Source organism: Streptomyces sp. NPDC048637, assembly GCF_040650675.1.
GTDB lineage: Bacteria > Actinomycetota > Actinomycetes > Streptomycetales > Streptomycetaceae > Streptomyces.
The window spans coordinates 46,178-68,384 of the sequence record NZ_JBEZHQ010000035.1 but is presented as its reverse complement, the minus strand read 5'-3'; the positions used below and the strand labels follow the sequence as shown (position 1 = coordinate 68,384).

17 protein-coding genes are annotated in these 22,207 nt (G+C 71.2%); 8 read left to right on the top strand and 9 right to left on the bottom strand.

The window, feature by feature from the left end; translation table 11 throughout:
• The first annotated feature begins 329 nt into the window (after positions 1-329).
• From AB0C46_RS31700 to AB0C46_RS31690, 3 genes are all read left to right on the top strand, one after another.
• The gene (locus AB0C46_RS31700) at positions 330-1,742 is read left to right on the top strand and encodes an amino acid permease (RefSeq protein WP_362832056.1); all 1,413 of its coding nucleotides are present in this window, start codon (positions 330-332) and stop codon (positions 1,740-1,742) included.
• 297 nt (positions 1,743-2,039) lie between these two features.
• On the top strand, positions 2,040-3,482 hold the full coding sequence (locus AB0C46_RS31695; RefSeq protein ID WP_362832054.1) for an amino acid permease: 1,443 nt from the start codon (positions 2,040-2,042) through the stop codon (positions 3,480-3,482).
• 175 nt (positions 3,483-3,657) lie between these two features.
• Positions 3,658-4,299: a superoxide dismutase gene (locus AB0C46_RS31690; protein ID WP_042154812.1), complete on the top strand. Its 642-nt coding sequence runs from the start codon at positions 3,658-3,660 to the stop codon at positions 4,297-4,299.
• A 115-nt stretch (positions 4,300-4,414) separates the two neighbouring features.
• On the opposite strand, the gene AB0C46_RS31685 is transcribed toward AB0C46_RS31690, so the two are convergent.
• Positions 4,415-5,059 carry a DsbA family protein gene (locus AB0C46_RS31685; RefSeq protein WP_362832053.1) on the bottom strand — a complete coding sequence of 215 codons (645 nt, stop codon included), beginning with the start codon at positions 5,057-5,059 and terminating at the stop codon, positions 4,415-4,417.
• A gap of 124 nt (positions 5,060-5,183) precedes the next feature.
• Here AB0C46_RS31685 and pepN (AB0C46_RS31680) point away from each other — a divergent pair, with 124 nt between their 5' ends.
• On the top strand, positions 5,184-7,772 hold the full coding sequence (gene pepN, locus AB0C46_RS31680; protein WP_362832051.1) for an aminopeptidase N: 2,589 nt from the start codon (positions 5,184-5,186) through the stop codon (positions 7,770-7,772).
• Between the two features lie 124 nt (positions 7,773-7,896).
• A complete protein-coding gene (locus AB0C46_RS31675; RefSeq protein ID WP_362832050.1) occupies positions 7,897-8,919 on the top strand; it encodes a hypothetical protein in 1,023 nt (340 codons plus the stop codon).
• A gap of 40 nt (positions 8,920-8,959) precedes the next feature.
• On the opposite strand, the gene AB0C46_RS31670 is transcribed toward AB0C46_RS31675, so the two are convergent.
• Both AB0C46_RS31670 and AB0C46_RS31665 read right to left on the bottom strand, forming a co-directional pair.
• A complete protein-coding gene (locus tag AB0C46_RS31670; RefSeq protein WP_362832048.1) occupies positions 8,960-10,699 on the bottom strand; it encodes a TIGR03767 family metallophosphoesterase in 1,740 nt (579 codons plus the stop codon).
• 266 nt (positions 10,700-10,965) lie between these two features.
• Entirely contained in the window at positions 10,966-11,217 is a 252-nt protein-coding gene (locus tag AB0C46_RS31665; RefSeq protein WP_362832046.1) for a hypothetical protein, read from the bottom strand.
• A gap of 140 nt (positions 11,218-11,357) precedes the next feature.
• Here AB0C46_RS31665 and AB0C46_RS31660 point away from each other — a divergent pair, with 140 nt between their 5' ends.
• Both AB0C46_RS31660 and AB0C46_RS31655 read left to right on the top strand, forming a co-directional pair.
• A complete protein-coding gene (locus AB0C46_RS31660) occupies positions 11,358-11,957 on the top strand; it encodes a TetR/AcrR family transcriptional regulator (RefSeq protein ID WP_362832045.1) in 600 nt (199 codons plus the stop codon).
• 140 nt (positions 11,958-12,097) lie between these two features.
• Complete coding sequence (locus tag AB0C46_RS31655) at positions 12,098-13,129, top strand: aspartate-semialdehyde dehydrogenase (protein WP_362832043.1); 1,032 nt, start codon at positions 12,098-12,100, stop codon at positions 13,127-13,129.
• 66 nt (positions 13,130-13,195) lie between these two features.
• Here AB0C46_RS31655 and AB0C46_RS31650 read toward each other — a convergent pair whose 3' ends face one another.
• Entirely contained in the window at positions 13,196-13,717 is a 522-nt protein-coding gene (locus AB0C46_RS31650; RefSeq protein ID WP_362832041.1) for a DUF1203 domain-containing protein, read from the bottom strand.
• A gap of 195 nt (positions 13,718-13,912) precedes the next feature.
• On the opposite strand from AB0C46_RS31650, the gene pepN (AB0C46_RS31645) reads away from it, so the two are divergent.
• A complete protein-coding gene (pepN, locus tag AB0C46_RS31645; RefSeq protein ID WP_362832040.1) occupies positions 13,913-16,513 on the top strand; it encodes an aminopeptidase N in 2,601 nt (866 codons plus the stop codon).
• A gap of 135 nt (positions 16,514-16,648) precedes the next feature.
• Here the strand turns inward: pepN (AB0C46_RS31645) and alc are convergent, their stop codons facing one another.
• The 5 genes from alc to AB0C46_RS31620 form a co-directional block, all read right to left on the bottom strand.
• Positions 16,649-17,794 carry an allantoicase gene (gene alc, locus AB0C46_RS31640; RefSeq protein WP_362832037.1) on the bottom strand — a complete coding sequence of 382 codons (1,146 nt, stop codon included), beginning with the start codon at positions 17,792-17,794 and terminating at the stop codon, positions 16,649-16,651.
• A gap of 108 nt (positions 17,795-17,902) precedes the next feature.
• Entirely contained in the window at positions 17,903-18,871 is a 969-nt protein-coding gene (locus AB0C46_RS31635; RefSeq protein ID WP_362832035.1) for a LysR family transcriptional regulator, read from the bottom strand.
• 71 nt (positions 18,872-18,942) lie between these two features.
• Positions 18,943-19,920 (bottom strand): acyl-ACP desaturase, encoded by a 978-nt coding sequence (locus AB0C46_RS31630; RefSeq protein ID WP_362832033.1) that lies wholly within the window; start codon positions 19,918-19,920, stop codon positions 18,943-18,945.
• Positions 19,921-20,157: 237 nt separating this feature from the next.
• On the bottom strand, positions 20,158-20,406 hold the full coding sequence (locus tag AB0C46_RS31625) for a hypothetical protein (RefSeq protein WP_362832031.1): 249 nt from the start codon (positions 20,404-20,406) through the stop codon (positions 20,158-20,160).
• A 77-nt stretch (positions 20,407-20,483) separates the two neighbouring features.
• Positions 20,484-22,154 carry an alpha-L-fucosidase gene (locus AB0C46_RS31620; RefSeq protein WP_362832084.1) on the bottom strand — a complete coding sequence of 557 codons (1,671 nt, stop codon included), beginning with the start codon at positions 22,152-22,154 and terminating at the stop codon, positions 20,484-20,486.
• Positions 22,155-22,207: the final 53 nt, after the last annotated feature.

Sequence of the window (22,207 nt, the reverse complement as noted above, 5' to 3'; positions counted from 1 at the left end):
GGACTCCGCGAGGTGTGAGGACGGATATGGGACGGGACGCGATGACGTTAGTCCAGCGGGCCGCCGGCGATCATCGTGTGGCGGCGACAAAGCCGTACCGGCCCGCTTGGAGAGTTCATAACAACTCCCACCCTGCCCGGCTCCGGTGGGGCGCATGGCGTCTTTGCAGGTCACGTGATGCTCATCACGGCCGGGGCCGCTTCAGGGCGCCGGTTTTGTGGTAGCGCGCGGGGTGCGGCGACACTGGTGCCGCCCCGCGGTGACCTGTGGAGTTCCCCCAAACCCGCCGGCGGCCCCCGCCGCCTCGGCCCTTGCGAGAGTACGAGCCCATGCACGACGCAACGACCCAAGCCGGTGAGCCCGCCCTCGGCGCGGGCTCCGGTGAGAAAGAGCCGCTGTCCGCGGGGCTCAAGCAGCGCCATCTGACGATGCTGGGGCTGGGCGGGGTGATCGGCGCGGGCCTGTTCGTGGGCTCCGGCGCGGGGATCGCGGTGGCCGGCCCGGGGATCGTGCTGTCGTATCTGATCGCGGGCGCACTGGCCATGCTGGTCATGCGGATGCTCGGCGAGATGTCGGCGGCGATGCCGGCGTCCGGTGCGTTCTCGGTGCATGCGGAGCGGGCGCTGGGCCGCTGGGCCGGGTTCAGTGTCGGCTGGCTGTACTGGTTCCTGCTGGTCGTGGTGCTCGCCGTGGAGGCCACCGGTGCGGCGCAGATCGCGAACGGCTGGGCGCCGGCGGTGCCGCAGTGGGGCTGGGTGCTGATCTTCATGATCGTCTTCACCGTCGCCAACCTGGCCGCGGTGAAGAACTTCGGCGAGTTCGAGTTCTGGTTCGCGGCGCTGAAGGTCACCGCGATCGTGCTCTTCCTCGCGCTGAGCCTGCTGGCGGTCTTCGGGGTGCTGCCGGACACCGAGCCGGTGGGGCTGGCGAACCTCACCGGGCACGGCGGCTTTCTGCCCCACGGCTGGGCCGGGGTGATCTCCGGTGTCCTCGCGGTGGTGTTCGCGTTCGGCGGCCTGGAGGTCGTCACCATCGCCGCGGCCGAGTCGGACGATCCGGCGCGTGCGGTGGGCCGGGCGGTGCGCAGCGCGGTGTGGCGGATCCTGTTCTTCTACGTCGGCTCGATGCTGGTGATCGTGACGCTGCTGCCCTGGTCGTCGATGCAGCCGGGCAAGAGCCCGTACGTCGCGGTGCTGGACAGCATCGGGGTGCCGGGCGCCGGGCAGATCATGAACATCGTGGTGTTCGTGGCGCTGCTCTCCGCACTGAACGCCAACCTCTACGGCTCGTCGCGGATGGTGTTCTCGCTCGCCGAGCGCGGCGAGGCGCCGCGGGCGCTGCTGAAGGTGGCGGGCGGCGGGGTGCCGCGCCGTGCCGTGCTCGCGTCGGTGGCCTTCGGGTTCGTCTCCGTGCTGCTGAATCTGAAATGGCCGGATTCGGTCTTCCTGTACATGCTCAACGCGGTCGGTGCGGTGCTGTTGTTCGTGTGGGGGCTGGTCGCCGTCTCCCAGCTGCGGCTGCGTCCGCGTATCGAACGCGAGGCGCCCGAAAAGCTGACCCTGCGGATGTGGGCGTTCCCGTATCTGACCTGGGCGGCGCTGGTGGCCATGGGCGGTGTGCTGGTGCTGATGCTGACCGATGACACCGCCCGTCCGCAGCTGCTGTGGTCAGCCGGGGCGACCGGCGCGGTGCTGCTCGTCGCCGGCGTCCGGGAACTCCGCGGGCGCCGCACCCGGCGCTGACCCACCCCGCGCCGGGGGGTCACACCGCGTCGTATTCGACGATGAATCAGGCACACACCGTAACGATCACGTCTGAATACCGAACATTCGCTGCACAACTGTTGCCCTGAGCGGACACCGGCGCTCAAACTGAGCCCGCTTTGCCGAGGACCCCGGAGTTGTGCCGTCGGCAGGCCCTTCGCGACCTGCTGCCCCGGCGGGGGTCCAGGGGGCCCGGCAGCACCGTCGCACCGGTCGCGGCCCCGGGAGAACGCAGTTCCGCCTTGCTCCGCTCTCACCTACTGGGACAGGTACGACATGAATCGGACACCCTCGTCCGCCGCCGCCGCGCGCGAGCAGAGCGACGCGGTTCAGGGCGCGGGCCCCGGCAGCGGTTCCACGCTGTCCAACGGCCTCAAGCAGCGCCATCTCTCGATGATCGCCCTGGGCGGGGTGATCGGCGCGGGCCTGTTCGTCGGCTCGCGCGAGGGCATCGCGGCGGCCGGCCCCTCGATCGTGCTGGCCTACGCGGTATCCGGCGCCCTGGTCATGCTGATCATGCGGATGCTCGGCGAGATGGCCGCGGCCAGTCCGGCCTCCGGCTCCTTCTCCGTGCACGCCGAGCGCTCCATAGGCTCCTGGGCCGGATTCACGGTCGGCTGGATGTTCACCGCGCTGCTCTGTGTGGCGGTGGCCGCCGAGGCGATGGGCGCCGCGGACATCATGGTCCAGTGGTTCCCGGGCTCCGAGCCCTGGATGTGGGTCCTGCTGTTCATGGTGATCTTCACCGGTACCAATCTGGCCGCGGTCAGCAACTTCGGTGAGTTCGAGTTCTGGTTCGCCGCCCTGAAGGTCGCGGCGATCGCCATCTTCCTGGTCCTGGGACTGCTGGCTATCTTCGGCCTGCTGCCCGGCACCTCCGCGCCGGGCACCACGCACCTCACCGGTGACGGCGGCTTCCTCCCCAAGGGCGTCGACGGCCTGATGGTCGGCCTGCTGGCCTCGGTGTTCGCCTACGGCGGTCTGGAGACGGTGACCATCGCGGCCGCCGAGTCCAAGGACCCGGTCCGCGGCGTCGCCAGCGCGGTGCGCACCGCGATGTGGCGGATCGCCCTCTTCTACGTCGGCTCGATGGCCGTCATCGTCACGGTCATCCCCTGGAACGCCCCCTCCATCGCCAAGAGCGGCCCGTACGTGGCGGTCCTGGACTACCTCAAGATCCCGGCGGCCGGCCAGGTCATGAACGTCGTCATCCTGGTCGCCCTGCTCTCCGCGGTGAACGCCAACCTCTACGGCGCCTCGCGGATGGCGTACTCGCTCATCTCCCGCGGCCAGGGCCCGGCCTTCCTCGGCAAGGTCAGCGGCGGCGTCCCGCGCCGCGCCGTCCTGCTGTGCGCCGCCTTCGGCTTCTTCGCGGTCGTGCTGAGCTTCCTGTGGCCCGACACGCTCTTCCAGTGGCTGCTGAACATGGTCGGCGCGGCCGTCCTGGTGGTGTGGGGCTTCATCGCCACCGCCCAGCTGCGGATGCGCCGGACGCTGGAGCGCGAGGCACCCGAGAAGCTCGTGGTGAAGATGTGGGCCTTCCCGGTGCTGACCTGGGTGGCGCTGGCGGGTATCGCCGCCGTGCTGCTGCTGATGCTGCGCGATGAGAACCAGCGCATCCAGCTGCTGTTCACCGGCGGCTTCGGGGTGGTGCTGGCGGTGACCGGACTGATCCGGCAGCGGGCGCTGGGCCGGGGCGCGAGCCTGTCCAAGGAGTAGCACTCCCCCACTCCCCACAAGGCGGGGCGGGACCTCATTCCGAGGTCCCGCCCCGCCTCCGTCTTTGGGACCAGGCCGGTCCCCCATAACCGGCCGGTGATCATTGCTGCTGATAGCGTGCTCTTGCACATTGTTTGCAACTACTGCATGTAAGCAGCTTGGAGGCGGGATCGGCATGGCGACCTACACACTTCCGGAACTCCCCTACGACTACGCGGCGCTGGCCCCGGTCATCAGCCCCGAGATCATCGAGCTGCACCACGACAAGCACCACGCGGCGTATGTGAAGGGTGCGAACGACACCCTGGAGCAGCTCGCCGAGGCGCGCGACAAGGACCAGTGGGGCAGCATCAACGGCCTGGAGAAGAACCTCGCGTTCCACCTCTCCGGCCACATCCTGCACAGCATCTACTGGCACAACATGACCGGTGACGGCGGCGGCGAGCCGCTGGAGAAGGACGGTGTGGGCGAGCTGGCCGACGCGATCGCCGAGTCCTTCGGGTCGTTCGCGAAGTTCAAGGCCCAGCTGACCAAGGCCTCGGCGACCACCCAGGGCTCCGGCTGGGGCGTCCTCGCCTACGAGCCGGTCACCGGCCGGCTGATCGTCGAGCAGATCTACGACCACCAGGGCAATGTCGGCCAGGGCTCGGTCCCGATCCTGGTCTTCGACGCCTGGGAGCACGCCTTCTACCTGCAGTACAAGAACCAGAAGGTGGACTTCATCGAGGCCATGTGGCAGGTCGTGAACTGGCAGGACGTCGCCAAGCGCTACACCTCCGCCAAGCAGCGCGCGAACAACCTGCTGCTGGCGCCGTGACCCAGGGTCCGCGCAGTCGTCCTGCCTCGTGATCGTCTTCTCACCGCTCACCCGGCAGGCGGAATGACGGAGCGCCCCCGCACGTCCGATACGTGCGGGGGCGCTCCCCTGTGCCTCAGTCGAAAATGGGGCCCTGCGTCCGCGTCCGCTTGATCTCGTAGAAGCCCGGGATGGACGCGACCATCAGCGTCCCGTCCCACAGCTTGGCGGCCTCCTCGCCCTTGGGGGCCGGGGTGACGACCGGGCCGAAGAAGGCGATCTGCTCGCCGTCGTGACCCGGGACGGCGATGACCGGCGTGCCGACCTCCTGGCCGACCAGGTCGATGCCTTCCTTGTGGGAGGCGCGCAGCTGCGCGTCATAGGTGTCCTTGTCGGCGTACTCGATCAGGTCGGCGGGCAGGCCGGCGTCCGCGAGGGCGGCGGCGATGCTCTCGGGGTTCACACCGAGGCCCTCGTTGTGGAAGCGGGTGCCGAGCGCGGTGTAGAGCTTGCCGACGGCCTCGTCGCCGTGCAGCTGCTGCGCGGCGATCACCACACGGACCGGGCCCCAGGCCTTGCCGCCGGGGCGCATGTTCTCGCGGTACTCCTCGGGCAGCTCGTCGAGCTTGTCCTCGTTCAGCACCGCCAGGCTCATCACATGCCAGCGCACCTCGACCGGGCGGACCTTCTCCACCTCCAGCATCCAGCGGGAGGTCATCCAGGCCCAGGGGCACAGCGGGTCGAACCAGAAGTCTGCGGGGGTCTTCGCGCTCTCGGACACGGGGTCTCCTCTTCACGGCTGTGCATGTCGGTCAACGGTGCTGTTCCTGGAAGGTTCAACCGACACCGGGCGTGCCATGATTCCCGGTGTTCGATATTCGAGACGAGGACGAAGGAGTCACGTCGTGCCAGGTGAGAATCTTTCCCGGGACGAAGCACGTGAGCGGGGCCGGCTGCTGAGTGTCGACGCCTACGACGTGGCGCTGGATGTCCGCTCAGCGGTCGCCGGTGACGCGTCGGCGCAGACCTTCCGCTCCCGGACCACCCTGCGCTTCCGCTGCGCCGAGCCCGGCGCCTCGACCTTCGTGGATCTGCTGGCACCGTCGGTCTCCTCGGTCACCCTCAACGGCCGGGAGCTGGACCCCCGGGCGGTGTTCGACGGCACCCGGATCACGCTGGACGGGCTGGCCGCCGAGAACACCCTCGTCGTCGACGCGCAGTGCGCCTACAGCCGGACCGGTGAGGGCCTGCACCGCTTCGTGGACCCCGAGGACGGTGAGGTCTACCTCTACACGCAGTACGAACCGGCCGACTCCCGCCGGGTCTTCGCCAACTTCGAACAGCCCGATCTCAAGGCCCCGTTCACCTTCGAGGTGACCGCGCCCGAGGGCTGGCTGGTGGTCAGCAACGGCGCGCAGGAGGGCGGGGCCGAGGGCGGCCGGCACCGTTTCGCGACGACGAAGCCGATCTCGACGTACATCACGGCCGTGGTCGCCGGCCCGTACCACTTCGTCTCCGACACCTACCGCCGCACCTTCGCGGACGGCACGGAGCTGACGGTCCCGCTGGGCGCGCTGTGCCGCAAGGGCCTGGCGAAGCACTTCGACGCGGACGACGTCTTCACCGTCACCAAGCAGGGCCTGGACTTCTTCCACGACCACTTCGACTTCCCGTACCCGTTCGGGAAGTACGACACCGCTTTTGTCCCGGAGTACAACCTCGGGGCGATGGAGAACCCGGGCTGTGTCACCTTCCGCGAGGAGTTCATCTTCCGCGGGAAGGTGACCGAGGCGTCCTACGAGCGCCGGGCCAACGTCATCCTGCACGAGATGGCGCACATGTGGTTCGGCGATCTGGTCACCATGCAGTGGTGGGACGACCTGTGGCTCAAGGAGTCCTACGCGGACTTCATGGGGGCCTTCGCGCTGGTGGAGGCGACGCGCTTCCGCGACGGCTGGATCACCTTCGCCAACCGCCGCAAGGCCTGGGCCTACCGCGCCGACCAGCTGCCCTCCACCCACCCGGTCACCGCCGACATCCGTGACCTGGAGGATGCCAAGCTCAACTTCGACGGGATCACCTACGCCAAGGGCGCCGCGGTCCTCAAGCAGCTGGTGGCGTATGTGGGGCAGGAGGCGTTCCTGGAGGGCGCCCGGCGCTACTTCAAGCGGCACGCCTACGGCAACACCCGGCTGGCGGATCTGCTGACGGTGCTGGAGGAGACATCCGGGCGGGACCTCGCGAGCTGGTCGCGCGCCTGGCTGGAGACCGCGGGCGTCAACTCCCTGACCCCGCAGGTGACGTATGACGCCAAGGACCGGATCACCGAGCTGAGCATCCTCCAGGAGGCGGCGGCCGAGCAGCCGGAGCTGCGGCCGCACCGGGTCGCGGTGGGTCTCTACCGGCGCCAGGGCGCGGACCCGGCGCTGGTGCGCTACGCCCGTGCGGAGGTGGATGTCTCCGGGCCGCGGACGGCGGTGCCGGAGCTGGCCGGTGCCGAGCGGCCCGAGCTGATCCTGGTCAACGACGACGATCTGACGTACTGCAAGGTCCGTTTCGACGAGGGGTCGCTGGCCACGGTGCGGGCCCGGCTCGGTGATCTGGCCGACCCGATGGCGCGGGCGCTGTGCTGGGCCGCGCTGTGGGGGCTGACCCGGGACGGGCTGATGCCGGCTCGCGACTACCTCGACCTGGTGCGGCGCTTCGCGGGCCAGGAGACCGGCATCGGTGTGCTGCAGTCGCTGCACGGGCAGGCCCAGACCGCGCTGGAGTACTACTCCGCGCCGGACCGCCGGGAGCCCGCGGCGCGGGAGCTGGCCGAGGGCGCGCTGCACGAGCTGCGGCTGGCCGGGCCCGGCAGCGGCCATCAGCTCACCTGGGCCCGGCACTTCGCCGCCCTCGCCACCACTCCCGCCGATCTCCAGCTGCTCCGGGGCCTGCTGGACGGTACGGCGAAGATCGACGGCCTGGACGTCGACCAGGAGCTGCGCTGGACCCTGCTGGAGCCGCTGGCCGCGCACGGTGTCGCGGACGAGGCCGTGCTCGCCGCCGAGCTGGCCCGCGACGACACCGCGTCCGGCAAGCGCCACCAGGTGCGCTGTCTGGCCGCCCGCCCCTCGGCCGGGGTCAAGGCGCAGGCGTGGGCGGACGTCGTGGAGTCCGACGCGCTCTCCAACGCCCTGGTGGAGGCGACGATCGCCGGGTTCACGCAGCCGGGACAGCGGGAGCTGCTGGCCCCGTACGCGCCGCGCTACTTCGCGGAGATCGAGCGGGTGTGGCGGGAGCGGTCCATCGAGATCGCGATGGATGTGGTGCGCGGGCTGTTCCCGTCCTGGCTGGTGGAGCGGTCCACGCTGGACGCCGCGGACCGCTGGCTGACGGAGCATGAGCGGGCGGCGCCGGCGCTGCGCCGGATGGTGCTGGAGGAGCGGGACGATCTGGCGCGGGCGCTGCGGGCACAGGCTTGTGACGAGGCGGCCGGGGCGAGGCCGTAACCCCGGTGACGACCAGCCTCTTTCGGCAGTCGAACGCCCGTACTTTAGTACAGGGTTGTCCGGTTTGTGGTACGGGCGTGTAACAGCGGTTAGGGGGCGGAGCGGGTGCGGGAATCGACCCGTCATGAACCACGACACCCCGCTCTCCCCCCTCCCCCTCCAGCACCTGACCGCCTCCCGCTGCCGGGTGATGACCACCCGTCAGCTGCGTGAGCACGGCATCCCGGCGGCGGAGACCACCGAACGCTGCCGCCCCGGCGGCAGCTGGCAACAAGTGCTCCCGGGCATCTATCTGCTGCATGCGGGGCCGCCCACCAGTGAGGAGCGGCTGCATGCGGTCCTGCTGTACGCCAGCCACCGGGGGCCGGGCGTCCCCCGGCAGAGCGGTCCGTCGGGGGAGGCCCCGGAGGCGATGATCACGGGCCTGGCGGCGCTGGCCCTGCACGGCTTCACCGAGGCACCCCCGCTGCTCGCCCTGGACCGCATCGAGGTGCTGGTGTCCCGCACCCGGCGGCTGCGCTCCACCGGCTTCGCGCGGATCCTGCGGGCGGTGGAGCTGCCCGTGCCGCAGGACATCACGGGGGTGCCGGCCGCGCCGGTGCCGCGTGCGCTGGCGGACGCGATCGGCGCGCTCCCCGACGCCCCGACGGTGCGCCGACTGCTGACCGAGGCGGTACGCGGCGGCCACTGCGAGGCGAGTGCGGTGGTACGGGAGCTGAGCCGGGCCCGGCTGCTGACCCGGCCGCACGTGGTGGACGCGGTGGACACCCTGCTGGCCGAGGGTCGGGCGGTGGCCGAGCAGCAGCTGTACGCGCTGGTGCGGGAGCACGGTCTGCCGGACCCGCTGTGGAACGTCGACCTGCGGCTGCCGGGCGGCCCGCACCTGGGCGGCGTGGACGCCTTCTGGCCGGAGCACTCGGTGGCCCTGGAGATCGACACCCGGGCACCGCGCGCCGAGGAGGACCCGCTGCACTCGCCGTTCTTCCACAAGCGCGAGCATCTGGAGCGGCTGGGCATCACCGTCGTCCGCTGTCTGCCGCGCACCCTGCGCCAGTCCCCGGAGCAGCAGGCCGCGGTGATCCGTACGGCCCTGATGGCCGCGGGGGACCGGGAGCCGGGTGCGTATGTGGTGGTCCTGCCGCGGTAGGGGGCGCCTGACAGGCACCCCCTGCGGCGGTTCCGGGCCGTCAGCGCTTGAGCAGCAGCTCGACGTTGCGGTCCCGGGCCGTGCCCGCGAGGTCCGTGCGGGCCTCGGGGGCGTTGAAGGACAGCTCGCGGTAGAGGGCGGCCAGCCCGGTCTGCGAGAGGTCGGTGAAGTCCGTGCGGTGCGGGGCGGCCGACTCGACCAGGGTGGTGAACAGCGACAGCGTGCCGTCGTGGTTGTCCACCAGCTCGATGACCCGGGCCAGTTGCGGGAAGTCGATGTGCGAGGCGGTGGAGATCTCCCAGAAGCTGCCGTGCGCCATGATCTCGTTCTTGTGGCTGTGGCCGTTGATCCAGCCGACGACGCTCGGGTGGGCGGTCAGCATCTCGACCAGCTCCGGGCCGCCGTGCCGCTTCTCGTGCGGCCGGGCCGGGTCGGGGCGGGTGTTGTTCATCGTCTTGCTGGTGTGGTGGCTGAAGACCAGCACATGCGCCTTCTCGCCCTTCTCGTTCTCCTTCAGGGTCCGCTCCAGCCAGCGCAGTTGAGCGTCACCGACCGAGCCGGTGTAGTGGCCGCCGGGGTCGGTGGTGTCCAGGCTGATGCCGAGGACGCCGTCGGAGATCCGGAAGGTGTAGTAGAGGCGGTTCCCGTCGAGGTGCGCGGCGGTGTAGCCGTGGCCGTGCGGGCCGGGGCCGGTGTGCGCCGGGTCCAGGTGGGCGCGCAGGTATTCGGTCCGGGTGAAGGGGGCGCGGCGCTCGTCGGGGGTGACCCTCCTGGACTGCTTGGTGTGTGCCTTCAGCAGCCGCTTGAAGTCCTCCCCCTTGGGGTCGAGGCCGTCCTTGACCGCCTGCCACACCTGCGCGGCCTCGGCGGCAGGCAGCGCCTCCAGCTTGCGCTCTCCGGTGGCGACCTCGGTCCAGAACGGGTCACCGGGCGCATAGCAGCCGCCGGGCAGCGAGTCGTGGTTGCCGACCGTCGAGTACCAGGGCAGCCGCAGGCCGGGGCTGTGGACGGTCCGGATCGCCGCCTCCAGAAACCCGTCCAGCTGGGGGAAGCCCAGCTTCTTGTCGGCGTCGCGCACGGCGCTGTCCGGCTGCCAGTACAGCTTCAGCCCGCTGTCCTGGACGCCTTCGTAGCGGCGCGGGTCGCCGGAGTTCGGGGTGATGCGGCCGCCGCTCATCGCCGTCAGGTACCACTCCAGCTCCAGCTTGGAGTTGTTGTCGGTGTTGTCGCCGGTGGTCATCACGAAGGACAGCGGGGCGCCGGTGGCGGGCCCGCCGGGCAGCGCGTTGACCCGCTCGATCAGCGAGACGACCCCGGCCACGGACAGCGCCTCCTGCGGCCGCCAGGCGCTGGCGGTCTCGGCGCGCAGGTACTCGTAGCGCAGCGGGCTCTGCACATCGACCAGATGCAGGTCGGTGAACTGCACGAACGAGGCCAGCGCGGTACGCCGCCGGTCCCGCCCGCCGTGTGCGGTGCCCAGATCGGTGCGGACCACCCGGTCCCAGGCGGGGCCGTCGCCGAGCCGGCGGTAGCCCCCGCTGCCGCGCGGGGCGGACACACCGCCGAGGGTGGTGCCCCGGGTATAGGGGACCCGGGGGACGGCGGGGGCCTCGACCGGTACGGGTGCGGCCGGGGCCGGGCCGGGGCTGACGGTGGCGGCCTGCGCCGTCCGGTCCGGACCGAAGGCGAGTCCCAGCCCGGTGGCGGCGCCGACGGCGCCGGTGGCGGCGAGGAACGAACGGCGGTCGAGAGTGGCGGCGGCGGACCGTATACGGGACATACGCGGGCTCCCCGGGTGCAAACGCGAAGGCGGCCGGGCAGCACAACTGCCCTGTCACCTTGGATCGTTGGCATCGGGGGTGACCTGTACGTGAACGCCACCGCAACGCGGAGAACCCATCACCGCACAGGGAGCTTCGCGTCATCGGCCGGCCATCGCGCTCTGTTCCCGGCGGCGAACGCCGGTCACCGGACGTTCACCCGGCGGGGCAGCGAGGGGCGGCACGGCCGTCCGGGGCGGCCGTGGACCACGCCCGTTTCCGCCCGCTATGACTCACCGGCCTCCCCGCCGCGCGGCCACACGGCGAGGGCGAGCAGCACGGCGGCCCAGACGCCCAGCGACATCACCGGCCAGTAGAACGTCAGCTCGCCCTCGTGGAAGCAGCGCACGCCCCAGACCCCCGACAGGATCACGGCGCCGCCGAGCCAGTAGCGCCACTCCTCGATCCACTCCCGCAGGTCCTTGCGGTCCCGCTCCCGGTCCGCGCTCCGCTCGGCAGGATCACTTCGCTTCTCCATCACTGTCCCCCTTCGGGCATGCACCTTCGAGGCATGCCATCTTGAGAATACGACCGTATCCCAAAAAGAATACACCCGTATTCTGTAAGTCGATGCGCCGGCGGACACCTGCCGACGCCGGGAGTGAGGAGCAGCACACCGTGCCCAAGACCGTGGACCGTGAGGAACAGCGCCGGCAGATCGGCGCCGCCGTCCTGCGCCTCGCCGCAGAGCAGGGCCTGGACGAGGTCAGCGTGCGCACCGTGGCCGCCGCCGCCGGCCGCTCCCCCGGTGCCGTACAGAAGTACTTCCGCACCAAGGACGAGATGCTGGCCTTCGCCGCCGAGCTGGCCGGTGAACGCTTCGAGGAGCGGATGGCCGCCGTCGAGCGCGGCCTGCCGCCCCACCAGGCGCTGCGCGCACTCGTCCTCGCCACCCTCCCCGTGGACGCCGAGCGCCGGGCCGAGGCCGCGGCTCAGCTGGCCTTCGCCACCCGTGCGGCCCACCACCCCGGGCTCGGCGCGATCCGCCGGCAGGTCGACCGGGACGTCCGGGAAGCCCTCGGCGGCTGGCTGGCGTCCGCCGGACACGGCCGCGGCCCGGACCCCGCCGCCGGCTGCCTGGCCCTCGCGGATGCCGTGATCGCGCTGTCCGACGGGCTGGCGCTGCGGTTGCTGTACGCGCCGGACGACCGGGAGGCGCTGCTGCGCGCCCTCGACCACGCCCTGGGCGCGCTGCTGCCGCCGGTGCCGCACCCTTGACAGGGCGGTTCCCGGCGCCCGCCCCGCTCCAGGGAATGGAACGGATTGGACAAGGCGACGGGTATCACACACATGATGGAGGCACTACTGAGCAGGTGTTCCGAGCAGACACCCGAGTCAGGCCAGAAAGAAGGAGTCCCATGAGGATCGGAATCGTCGGAGCCACCGGACAGGTCGGCGGCGTGGTGCGGGGCATTCTCGCCGAGCGGAACTTCCCGGTCGAGCAGCTGCGGCTGTTCGCTTCGGCCCGGTCCGCGGGGCGCACCCTCCCGTGGCAGGACACCGAGATCACGGTCGAGGACGCGGCGACCGCCGACTACTCGGGGCTGGACATCGTGATCTTCTCCGCCGGTGGCGCCACGTCCAAGGCGCTGGCCGAGAAGGTCTCCGCCGCCGGCCCGGTCGTGATCGACAACTCCTCGGCCTGGCGCCGTGACCCCCAGGTCCCGCTGGTCGTCTCCGAGGTCAACCCGCAGGCCATCACCGACCGGCCCAAGGGCATCATCGCCAACCCGAACTGCACGACCATGGCCGCCATGCCGGTGCTGCGTCCGCTGCACGACGAGGCCGGTCTGGTCTCGCTGGTCGTCGCCACCTACCAGGCGGTATCCGGCAGCGGTCTGGCCGGTGTGGACGAGCTGGACGGCCAGGTCCGCAAGGTCATCGAGCAGGACGCCACCAAGCTGACGCACGACGGCGCCTCGGTGGAGTTCCCGGAGCCGGACACCTACGTCGCCCCGATCGCCTTCAATGTGCTGCCGATGGCCGGCTCGGTCGTCGACGACGGGCTGAACGAGACCGACGAGGAGCAGAAGCTCCGCAACGAGAGCCGCAAGATCCTGGAGATCGCGGACCTGAAGGTGTCCGGCACCTGCGTCCGCGTCCCCGTCTTCACCGGTCACTCGCTGCAGATCAACGCCCGCTTCGCGCGTCCGATCAGCCCGGCGCGCGCGCAGGAGCTGCTGGCCGGCGCCCCCGGCGTCACCCTCTCCGACGTGCCCACCCCGCTCCAGGCCGCCGGCCAGGACGCGTCCTTCGTGGGCCGCATCCGGGAGGACGAGACCGCCGAGAACGGCCTGGCGCTGTTCGTCTCCAACGACAACCTCCGCAAGGGCGCGGCGCTGAACGCCGTCCAGATCGCGGAGCTGGTCGCCGCGGAGCTGCGCGGCTGACCGCACACTGCGCACGACGGCGGGTGCCCGTACGGAGTCTCCGTACGGGCACCCGCCGTTTCGCCGTCAGGGCCGCCGGACCTCGAACTGGAAGCAGCCGTACTCCACGGCACGGACGTGCACCAGCGCCACCTCCGGGTCCGCGAACGCCTCTCCGAGGGCCGCGTCGAACGCCGCCGGGGCATCCTCCGGGACCTCCAGGAGCCGGCCGCCGACGATCTCCCCCCGGGCGTTGTAACGGCGCAGCACCCGCAGTGCGCCCGCCCGCACGGACGGATATCTGCCGGCTGTGGCGTCCGGCCCGCCGCACGCCTCGGCGTGGACGAACACCGGGCCCTGCTCGTCGTACGCCCCGGGCCGTGCCCCGGCCGCGTCCGCCCACCGGCGCAGCGGCGCGTACGTGACCAGTGCGACCCGCTCACCGGCGCGGGCGTCGCGCAGACAGCAGCGCAGCAGACCGCCCACGCAGTCCACCGGCACACCGTCCGTACGGGCGGTGAACGGCGCGGCGGGCCGCCCGGCGTCGTCGGTCCGGCAGAGTTCCCTGTGGGCGGGTTCCGGGAGGGGAAGTGCGGTGTAGGTCGTCATGGGCCCAGCCTCGTCCGCAGGGGCGGCGCACGCTGGCGGGTATCGGACGCCGTGATCGGCGCATGCTCCGGAGCGCCGGATACCGCCCGGCGCGGCGGCTCCGCACTCCTTCGATCACCACCCCGCGGGGGCCGGACCACGTGGAAGGATGGCCGAAGAGTCCGATGTGATGACCCATACGAAGGAGATGGCCGGGTGCCTGGCACAAATCTGACCCGCGACGAGGCGCAGGAGCGGGCGCGCCTGCTGACCGTGGACGCGTATGAGATCGATCTCGACCTCTCCGCCGCGCAGGAGGGGGGCGCCCCCGGGCCGGCCGAGGACGGGAGCGCAGGAGGCACGTACCGGTCCGTGACGACGGTGCGGTTCGACGCCGCCGAGGCGGGCGCGGACTCCTTCATCGATCTGGTCGCGCCGGCCGTGCACGAAGTGGTGCTCAACGGCGAGGCGCTGGATCCGGACGAGGTGTTCAAGGACTCGCGGATCGCGCTGGCCGGGCTGCGGGCCGGCCGTAATGAGCTGACGGTCGTGGCGGACTGCGCCTACACCAACACCGGTGAGGGACTGCACCGCTTCGTCGACCCGGTCGACCAACAGGCCTATCTGTACACCCAGTTCGAGGTGCCGGATGCCCGGCGGGTGTTCGCGTCCTTCGAGCAGCCGGATCTGAAGGCGACCTTCCAGTTCACCGTGAAGGCCCCGGAGGGCTGGACGGTGATCTCCAATTCGCCGACGCCGGAGCCGAGCGGCAACGTCTGGCGCTTCGAGCCGACCCCGCGGATCTCGACCTATATCACCGCGCTGATCGTCGGCCCGTACCACAGCGTGCACAGCGCGTACGAGAAGGACGGGCGGACGGTGCCGCTGGGCATCTACTGCCGGCCGTCGCTGGCCGAGCACCTGGACGCCGACGAGATCTTCGCGGTCACCCGGCAGGGCTTCGAGTGGTTCCAGGAGAAGTTCGACTACGACTACCCGTTCGCGAAGTACGACCAGCTCTTCGTGCCGGAGTTCAACGCCGGCGCGATGGAGAACGCGGGCGCGGTGACCATCCGCGACCAGTACGTCTTCCGGTCCAAGGTGACGGACGCGGCGTACGAGGTGCGCGCGGAGACGATCCTGCACGAGCTGGCGCACATGTGGTTCGGCGACCTGGTCACCATGGAGTGGTGGAACGACCTGTGGCTGAACGAGTCGTTCGCCACCTACACCTCGATCGCCTGCCAGGCCTACGCCCCGGGCTCGAAGTGGCCGCACTCATGGACGACGTTCGCCAACTCCATGAAGACCTGGGCCTACCGGCAGGACCAGCTGCCGTCCACGCACCCGATCATGGCCGAGATCAACGACCTCGACGATGTGCTGGTCAACTTCGACGGCATCACCTACGCCAAGGGCGCCAGCGTCCTCAAGCAGCTGGTCGCCTACGTCGGCATGGACGAGTTCTTCCAGGGCGTGCAGGCCTATTTCAAGGCGCACGCCTACGGCAACACCCGGCTGTCGGATCTGCTGGGCGCGCTGGAGGAGACCAGCGGCCGGGATCTGAAGACCTGGTCGAAGAAGTGGCTGGAGACGGCCGGGATCAACATCCTGCGGCCGGAGATCGAGGTGGACGGCGCGGGCGTCATCACCTCCTTCGCGGTGAAGCAGGAGGCTCCGGCGCTGCCGGCCGGCGCCAAGGGCGAGCCGGTGCTGCGGCCGCACCGGATCGCGATCGGCGCCTACGAGCTGCAGGACGGCAAGCTGGTGCGGACCGAGCGCATCGAGCTGGACGTGGACGGTGCGCTGACCCCCGTACCGCAGCTGGTGGGCACCCAGCGGCCGGCCGTCCTCCTCCTCAACGACGACGATCTGTCGTACGCCAAGGTCCGGCTGGACGAGGAGTCGCTGAAGGCCGTCACCGAACACCTCGGCGACTTCACCGAGTCGCTGCCGCGCGCCCTGTCGTGGGCGTCGGCCTGGGACATGACGCGGGACGCCGAACTGCCCGCCCGTGACTATCTGTCGCTGGTGCTGTCGGGCATCGGCAAGGAGTCGGACATCGGCGTCGTCCAGTCGCTGCACCGCCAGGTGAAGCTGGCACTGGACCTGTACGCGGCTCCGGAGTGGCGCGAGACGGGTCTGGCGACCTGGACCGCGGCGGCCCTGGAGCAGCTGCGGGCCGCCGAGCCGGGCAGCGACCACCAGCTGGCGTGGGCCCGCGCGTTCGCCGCCTCGGCCCGTACGGACACTCAACTGGACCTGCTGCAGGGCCTGTTGGACGGTACGGAGGAGATCTCCGGGCTCGCCGTGGACACCGAGCTGCGCTGGGGGCTGCTCCAGCGGCTGGCGGCCACCGGCCGGGCCGACGAGAAGGCCATCGCGGCGGAGCTGGACCGGGACAAGACCTCCGCGGGTGAGCGGCATGCCGCGACGGCGCGCGCGGCGCGTCCCACGGCGGAGGCGAAGGCCGAGGCCTGGGCCTCGGTCGTGGAGTCGGACAAGCTCCCCAACTCCCTGCAGGAGGCCGTCATCGGCGGCTTCGTCCAGCCGGACCAGCGGGAGCTGCTGGCGCCGTACACCGCGAAGTACTTCGCCGCGGTGAAGGACATCTGGGGCTCCCGCAGCCATGAGATGGCGCAGCAGATCGTGGTGGGCCACTACCCGGCGCTGCAGGTCTCGCAGGAGACCCTGGACACCACCGACGCCTGGCTGGCCTCGGCCGGGCCGAGCCCGGCGCTGCGCCGGCTGATCACCGAGTCGCGGGCGGGGATCGAGCGGGCACTGAAGGCACAGCAGGCCGACGCGGCGGCCTGACCGGCCCGCCTTCCGGTGCTGCCGGGTGGTGACGCCCGGCGGACGGGCGCCCGATGCGCTCCGTCCGCCGGGCGGGCCGGGGTCCGCCGGGCCCCGTCCCCCTCCCGCGGGGCCCGGCGGAAACAGGGGTGCGGCTCAGCCGTTGAGCGCGTCGAAGCGGCGGCCGAGGGCGGCGCGGCCGGCCTCGGTGAGGGCGCCGTGCAGCCGCATCCGGGCGAGGCCGCCGTCGGGGAAGACGTCCAGCCGTACATGTGTGGCGGTGACGGCCGCCGGCAGGGCGAAGCGGTGCGGGGTGTCGGGCTGGAGCTTCGTCTTCGGCAGGATCTCGAACCAGGAGGCCTCGTCGGCCGGGTCGCCGTCGCACCCGGACAGCGCGGCCCAGCCCGCGGAGTTGCCCTTGAGGTAGGCGGTGTCGATCTCCACCGCCCGGATCTCGCCCTGCGCGGCGAGCCGGAAGCGCACCCAGTCGTTCGTGCCCTTGACCCGGCGGCGGCGGTTCTCCCAGCCATCGTCCATCTTGCGGGAGAGATCGGGCCGGATGATCTGGGTGGGCGAGGAGTAGAAGCGGTCGGAGGCGTCCTGCACGGTGCCGCCGTGCAGGACGGACACCAGGTCGAGGGTGCCGAGCACATCGAGCCACGCCGGGTCCGGCACGACCTCGCCGTGGACCCGGAGCCGGGCTATGCCCCCGTCGGGATGCTGCTTGAGCCGCAGATGCGTGAAGCGGCGCTCGGCGGTGACCTCGAAGCCGTTGGCGGCGTGGCCGCGGACGGGGGTGCGCGGGACCAGCTCCTCCCACTTCACCTCGTCGGCGAGCAGGTCCCCGGGGCCGGGGCTGCCGGGCAGCGAGGTGGCCTCGACGGAGACCTGCTGGGGGTAGTTGCCGCGGAAGTGGGCGGTGTCGACGACGATGCCGCGGATCACGCCGGGCGCGGCGAGCCGGATCAGGGCCCAGTCGTGCGCGTCGTCGGCCGGGAAGGGGTGGTCACCGTCGGTGCCGCGGCGGCGCCGGGTCTCCCAGCCGTCCATGATCTTGCCCTTGTGGCCGAAGTGCTCGGGGTCGAAGACCGCCGGAGCCGGCTTCAGCAGATTCTCGCGCTCGGCGAAGAACTCGTCGTTCGCGGCGATCACACCGGCACCGAGGCGGCGGTCGGCGAGGTCGACGAGCGAGGTGAAGGGGAAGTCCCCGCCGCGGTAGTCGGCGTAGGGGTCTCCGCCACCGTACGGATGGGCGTCGTTGGCGTGCGGATCAGTGGTGTCGGCGGCCGGGTTGGCGGTCATCGCTGCCCTTCGATGGGTGGAAGTGCGGACCGCTTCACCGTCGCAGCGAACCACCCCACAGGTCCATCGAAAGTTTTTGAGCAATACGTTCAGCTGGGCTGAACGGTTTCAGCGGGACTGAACGGTTTCCTCGCCCGGCGGCTGCGCGGCGGCGGCCTGCCGGAGCGCGGCCAGCACCCGGGCCAGCCCCGGCGCCCCTTCGGAGCCGCGCCGGGCGGCGGCGATCACATGACGGCGCGGCTGGTCCGCGTGCAGGACCCGCAGCGCGACCCCGTCACCGCCCCCCTCCCGCCGTCCGCCGCGGCCGGCGCCGACACCGCCCGCCCGCGCCATCCGCGGCACCAGCGCCACCCCCATTCCCGCCGCGACCATCGCCCAGATCGCGCTCCAGTCGGCGGCGGCATGCGCCTGCTCGGGCACGAACCCGGCGTTCTCACAGGCGGCGGTGGTGATCTGCGACCAGGGTCCGCTGCTGCCGAAGATCCAGGGCTCGCCCGCCAGATCGGCCAGCCGCAGCCCCGGTTCGGCGGCCAGCGGATGACCGGCCGGCAGCGCCACGTCCAGCGGGTCGGCGAGCAGCGAGATCCGGCTGAACTTGGGGTCGCGCGGGGTGGGAGCGTGCGCGGCCAGCGACAGCGCCAGATCGACACTGCCCTCCGCCAGCAGCTCGTACGCGGCCTCCGCCTCCGCCTCCCGTACGGCGACCGACAGCCCCGGGTGCGTACGGCGCAGCTCCTGTACGGCGGGGACCACCAGCGCCGGGATGGCGGTGGAGAACGCCCCGACCCGCACCTGGCCGGCCTCGCCCTGGAGGTAGCCGAGCAGCTCCGCGTCGGCGCGCTCCAGCTGGGCGAAGACCGCCTCCGCGTGCCGCAGCACCAGCTGAGCGGCGTCGGTCAGCCGCACCCGCCGGCCGTGGGCCTCCAGCAGCGTCACCCCGAGCGCCTTGGCCAGCCCGGTCAGCTGCTGCGAGACCGCCGAGGGCGTCATGTGCAGCGCCTCGGCGGTCGCGGTGACCGTGCCCAGCTCGTGGAGGGTGCGCAGGATGCGCAGCTTTTTGAGGTCCCAGTCGGCCATGCGGGCAGCGTACGCACCCCGCCGCCCCGGCCACCGCCGTCGAAGGCGGTGACGCGGAGCGGCCGGCCGGTTCAGCGGCGGTTGGCCTCACGGCGGGCGAGGATGGCCGCCTGGCGCTCGTCGAACTTCCGGGCCTGGGCGTCCAGGCCGTCCATGAACAGGCCCAGCTCCTCCTGCGCCGCCAGCCCGGCCGGACCCAGGCCGCCGATCTCCAGCACCTTCAGATAGCGCAGCACCGGCTGCAGCACATCGTCGTGGTGGATCCGCATGTTGTAGATCCCGCCGATGGCCATCCGGGCGGCGGACCGCTCGAAGCCGGGCATCCCGTGGCCGGGCATCCGGAAGCCGGTGACGACGTCACGCACCGCGCACATCGTCTGGTCGGGGGCCATCTCGAAGGCCGCACCGAGGAGGTTGCGGTAGAAGACCATGTGGAGGTTCTCGTCGGTGGCGATCCGGGCCAGCATCCGGTCGCAGACCGGGTCACCGGAGTGGTGGCCGGTGTTGCGGTGCGAGATACGGGTGGCCAGCTCCTGGAAGGCGACGTACGCCACCGAGTGCAGCATGCTGTGCGCGTTGTCGGACTCGAAGCCCTCCGACATGTGGGCCATGCGGAACCGCTCCAGCTCGTCCGGGTCGACGGCCCGGCTGGTGAGCAGGTAGTCGCGCATCACGATGCCGTGCCGGCCCTCCTCGGCGGTCCAGCGGTGCACCCAGGTGCCCCAGGCGCCGTCCCGGCCGAAGAGGGTGGCGATCTCGTGGTGGTAGCTGGGGAGGTTGTCCTCGGTGAGGAGGTTGACCACCAGGGCGATCCGGCCGATGTCGCTGACCTTGGACTGCTCGGGGTCCCAGGCCTCGCCGTCCAGCGGCCCGGGGAAGTTGCGCCCGTCGCTCCACGGCACGTACTCGTGGGGCATCCATTCCTTGGCGATCTTCAGATGGCGGTTGAGTTCCTTCTCGACGACCTCTTCGAGCGCATAGAGCAGCTGGGCGTCGCTCCAGGCGGCCTGGCCGAGCTCTCCGTTATGGCGGGCGGGGGCGATGGTCACGGGGGAACTCCTGGGGACGATGACCTACGGGTCCGTAGGTTTGACCTACGGACCCGTAGGTTACGTCATCGTAGGTTAGGGCCGGTTAAACACAGCCCTCGCGCAAACCGGCCGAAAATCGCGCGATAGCCGCCTCGCAACCCCTTTTTCACCTGCGGAAATATCCGGGTACGACAAAGGGCGCCCATCGGTTCTTGTAACCGATGGGCGCCCTTGAGGCGTCACTGGTGCCCGGTGTCAGCCCTTGGAGCCGGCCGGCTTGCGGGGCTTGTCGCCCACCATGACCAGCCCGGCGATGACCAGGAAGAGAACGATAGGCAAAGCGACGAAGAGGCCGAGCGTCTCGATCACGCTCAGACCCGGACCCGGGTCGTCACCATCGTCGCGGGTGAGCGCAAACGCGGGGGACGACATCAGCAGCATCAGCGCGGTGCCGGCCGTGATGGTTCCGGCGCGCAGGACATTCTTATTGACCTTGTTGCTCACGAAGTCAACGTATCGGACGCCCTGGCGCCCCGCGCGCCCGGGGTGGCACAACGGCCGGTCCCGCCGTTGCCGCGGGTTCAGCCGCCCGCGGCCCGGCTGCGGTACAGCGTCACCGGCGCCACCCGGACCGGCCCGCGGGACTCCTCGACGGTGATCCGTACGGCGTCCGCGGTCACCGGCCGCGGCAGCGTAAGGATCCGCCGGTGCCCGATGGTGGTGCCGCGCGCGAGCGTCGTCCAGGTGCCGCCGGTCCGCGCCCGGACGGTGAACCGCTCGACCCGCTGGCCGTGCCGGATGTCCTCAGCGATCCCGATCCGGTCGAAGGTCCAGGGCCCGGGTCCGGCCGTCCGCAGATCCGTGCCGTAGGTCGCGCGTACGGCGGCCCCGAAGGCGGTGAGCGCGGCGACGTCCTCAGCGGCGATCCGGCCGTCCTTGGCGGGCGGGACGTTCAGCAGCAGTGAGGCGTTGCGACCCACGCTCTTCTCGTACAGGTCCATGAGCCGCTCCGGCGTCTTGGGGCGTTCGCCGGGGTGGTGGAACCAGCCGGGGCGCAACGAGACATCGGCCTCGGCCGGGTACCACTGGAGGTACTTGGTGGTGGGCGCGAGGAGCTTGGCGCGGGAGCCGATGTCGGGGTCGGTGGAGTCGTTCGGCAGTCCGCCGGCCATCACGGTCCAGGGGTCGTCGGCGGAGGGGGTGACGCTCCATTCCGTCTCGCGGGCGATGCCATTCTCGTTGCCGACCCAGCGGGCACCCTGCGGCCCGGCGAAGACGACGGTGTCCGGGGAGAGCCGGTGGATCATCCGGAACCACTCGGCGACGTGGTACTGCTGCGTGATCCCGGCGTCCGACCAGGGGTTCGCGCCGTCCAGCCACAGCTCGTCGAGCGGGCCGTAGCGGGTGAACAGTTCGTAGACCTGGTTGAGGTAGTAGGCGTCGTAGTCGTCGGCCCGGACGCGGAAGGTGGGCAGGGCGCCGCTGCGGACCGCGGCGGTGCGGTCGTCGCCGGGGACGAGGGTGGGGACGGTGCGCTCGGTGACCTCGCTGCCGTTGCCGAAACGGCCCAGGCCGCGGGGCGCCCGGTCGCCGTCCTCCAGGGCGACCCGCTCGGGCAGGCTGAGCGGGATGCCCTCCTGCTGCTTCCTGCGGATCTCCTCGACCCACCGCGCGTGCCAGGCGTGCGGGAGTTCGGCGCCGTCGGAGGGCGAGAGGTAGATGCCGACCTTCAGCCCCGCCCTGCGGGCGGCCCGGACGTACGCGCCCACGACATCGGGGCGGCCGGGGACGGCCGCGACGGAGTGCGGGGTGTAGCGGCTCGGGTAGAGCACAAAGCCGTCGTGGTGCTTGGCGGTCAGCATCACCTGCTCGGCGCCGGCCGCCTTGTACGCGCGCATCCACTGGTCGACGTCGATACGGGAGGGCCTGAACAGCTTCTCGTCCTCGGCGCCGGAGCCCCATTCACGGCCCGTGAAGGTGTTCATACCGAAGTGCGTGAAGGCAGTGACCTCCCTTTGCTGCCAGGCGAGTTGGCCCTTGGTGGGGACGATATGGGCGGCCTTGTCGATGATCCGGGCGGGGGTGTCGCAGGGTTCGACGGCCATCTGGGAGGCGGGGCGCACGGGCCGGTCGCAGGGGCCGGCGGGCGCGGTCGGCGACGACTGGGCCAGGGAGCTCTGGACGGGAGCGAGCGCGGCGGCCGCGGTGAGTGCGAGCGCGCACAGCGTCCGCCGGGTGCGGCGAAGTGCCATGGTTCCCTCCAACTCGCCGACCACGCTTGGCCAGTGGTCGGATGTCTGGATGG

Excerpts from the sequence above, each read along its gene's own strand:
- AB0C46_RS31700 (WP_362832056.1), top strand. The coding sequence starts at position 330 with ATGCACGACGCAACGACCCAAGCCGGTGAGCCCGCCCTCGGCGCGGGC.
- AB0C46_RS31695 (WP_362832054.1), top strand. The coding sequence starts at position 2,040 with ATGAATCGGACACCCTCGTCCGCCGCCGCCGCGCGCGAGCAGAGCGAC.
- AB0C46_RS31690 (WP_042154812.1), top strand. The coding sequence starts at position 3,658 with ATGGCGACCTACACACTTCCGGAACTCCCCTACGACTACGCGGCGCTG.
- AB0C46_RS31675 (WP_362832050.1), top strand. The coding sequence starts at position 7,897 with ATGAACCACGACACCCCGCTCTCCCCCCTCCCCCTCCAGCACCTGACC.
- AB0C46_RS31670 (WP_362832048.1), bottom strand. The coding sequence starts at position 10,699 with ATGTCCCGTATACGGTCCGCCGCCGCCACTCTCGACCGCCGTTCGTTC.
- AB0C46_RS31665 (WP_362832046.1), bottom strand. The coding sequence starts at position 11,217 with ATGGAGAAGCGAAGTGATCCTGCCGAGCGGAGCGCGGACCGGGAGCGG.
- AB0C46_RS31655 (WP_362832043.1), top strand. The coding sequence starts at position 12,098 with ATGAGGATCGGAATCGTCGGAGCCACCGGACAGGTCGGCGGCGTGGTG.
- AB0C46_RS31650 (WP_362832041.1), bottom strand. The coding sequence starts at position 13,717 with ATGACGACCTACACCGCACTTCCCCTCCCGGAACCCGCCCACAGGGAA.
- alc (WP_362832037.1), bottom strand. The coding sequence starts at position 17,794 with ATGACCGCCAACCCGGCCGCCGACACCACTGATCCGCACGCCAACGAC.
- AB0C46_RS31635 (WP_362832035.1), bottom strand. The coding sequence starts at position 18,871 with ATGGCCGACTGGGACCTCAAAAAGCTGCGCATCCTGCGCACCCTCCAC.
- AB0C46_RS31620 (WP_362832084.1), bottom strand. The coding sequence starts at position 22,154 with ATGGCACTTCGCCGCACCCGGCGGACGCTGTGCGCGCTCGCACTCACC.